The 1,938-nt window shown below is 62.8% G+C and carries 2 protein-coding genes; both read right to left on the reverse strand.

The window, feature by feature from the left end; genetic code table 11:
- Positions 1–350 (reverse strand): ABC transporter permease (locus tag A5906_RS44545; protein ID WP_245326770.1); only part of this gene is annotated, 350 nt, incomplete at its 3' end.
- 31 nt (positions 351–381) lie between these two features.
- The gene (locus A5906_RS17390) at positions 382–1,905 is read right to left on the reverse strand and encodes an ABC transporter substrate-binding protein (protein ID WP_080136616.1); all 1,524 of its coding nucleotides are present in this window, start codon (positions 1,903–1,905) and stop codon (positions 382–384) included.
- Between the last annotated feature and the right edge of the window lie 33 nt (positions 1,906–1,938).

The following is a 1,938-nucleotide window of genomic DNA, read 5'->3' on the forward strand; positions in this document are numbered from 1 at the left end:
CCGGCGGGAATGCCGATGAAGAACGCGATCAGGATCGCCATCGAGCCGAGCTGCAGCGTCACCGGCAGCTTCTGCGCGATCAGCTCGCGCACTGGCATCTTGTTGCGCAGAGACTCGCCGAAATTGCCCGTCAGCACGCCCTTGAGCCAGTAGACGTATTGCACGGGGATCGGCTGGTCGAGCTTGTATTGCTGACGGATCTGCTCGATCAGGGCGGGATCACGCTCCTCGCCGGCCATCACCAGCGCGGGATCGCCCGGCAGCAATTGCTGCAGCGAGAAGATCAGCACCGACACGAAGAACAGCGTCGGCACGATCTGCGCGATGCGGTGGGCGAGGAAGTTCAGCATGGCGTCGGTCGCTTCGTGGGCGCTGTCGCGATCACTTGAACTTCAGCCCGACCACGCGCACCAGCCCGTCGGGCATCTGCCGGTAGCCCTCGAGCTTCTTCGTGTGCGCGATCAGCAGCGTGCGGTGATAGATGTAGATGATCGGCAGGTCGTCGAGGAGGACCTTGGTCAGCTTGGCGTAGATCGCCTTGCGCTCCTCGACATTGGACGTCGCCCGTCCTTCTTCCAGCAGCTTGTCGGCCTCGGGATTCGAATAGCCGCCGTCGTTCTGCGGCGCCTTGCTGCGCATGAAGATGTAGGAATTGCCGTCGGGATCGATGCGGCCGCTCCAGTTGATCTGGAACACCTGGAATTCGCCGGCCTGGGCCTGCTTGAAGGTGGTCGCGAATTCGACGGCGCGGATCTTGATGTCGAAGCCGGCTTCCGCGGCCATGGACTGCACGACCTGGGCCACGGCCTCGTACTCGGTGCCCTTGGGGACCATGTAGTCGACGGTGACAGGGAGGCTGACGCCGGCCTCCTTCAACAGCGCCTTGGCCTTGGCGACGTCGCGGCCGGGAATTGGAAACGCCTTCTGGTAATAGGGATGCGTCGGGCTGACCCATTGATTGCCCGGCGTGAACTCGCCGTTGAACACGACCTGGTTGATGGCCTCGCGATCGATCGACAGGCTGAGCGCCTGGCGTACCTTCGCCGACTGGCTGAGCGGCCCCTTGGCCTTGTCGTTGCCGATGTTGATGGTCAGGCCCTGATAGCCGAGCTCGGGGGCGGTCGACAGCACCAGCTTGGGATCGGCGCGGACGTCCTTGATGTCGGTGGCCAGCACGCGTTCGATCAGGTCGAGCGCACCGGATTTCAGGTTCGCGAGCCGCACGGTCGAGTCGATGATCGGCTGGAACACGACGCGGTCGATGTGAACGTTGTCCTTGTTCCAGTAGTCGGCGAACTTCTCGAACACCATGCGGTCCTGCTGCACGCGCTCGACAAACTTGTAGGGGCCGGCGCAGACCGGATGCAGGCCGAACTTGTCGCCGGCCTCCTTCGCCGCCTTTGGCGACACCATCATGCCGGAACGGTCGGTGAGCTGGGCAATCAGCGGCGAGTAGGGCGTCTTCAGCACCAACTTGATGGTGAGGGGATCGACCACCTCGACATGATCGACGCTGGCAAGCTCCGATTTTCGGAACGAGGTCGGCAGCGTCATGTGACGCTCGATCGAGAATTTTGCCGCCTCCGCATCCAGCGGTTCGCCATCATGGAATTTGACGCCTGGCCGGAGCTTGATCGTCATCTCCTTGCCGTCGGCTGACGTCTCATGGGACAGCGCCAGCTGCGGCACGATGTTGAGCTTCTCGTCGATGTCGAACAGCTTGTCGCAGAAGGCGGAGAACACGATGCGGCCGACATAGGTGCGGCCGATGCTGGGATCGAGAATGTCGGGGTCTTCGGCGATGCCGATGCGAAGCGTGGTCTGAGCCTGGGCTTGGCTTTGGGCCGTGCCCACGAGCGACGTCAGCAGGGCCGACGCCAGGATTGTCACACGCATGAAGCTCATCGCTCTCAACCTCTGTTTCACGGCTAGGCGGGG

The sequence above is a fragment of the Bradyrhizobium sacchari genome, from assembly GCF_002068095.1.
Classification (GTDB): domain Bacteria; phylum Pseudomonadota; class Alphaproteobacteria; order Rhizobiales; family Xanthobacteraceae; genus Bradyrhizobium; species Bradyrhizobium sacchari.

Coding starts and splice junctions, on each gene's coding strand:
- A5906_RS17390 (WP_080136616.1), bottom strand. CDS start 1,905: ATGAGCTTCATGCGTGTGACAATCCTGGCGTCGGCCCTGCTGACGTCG.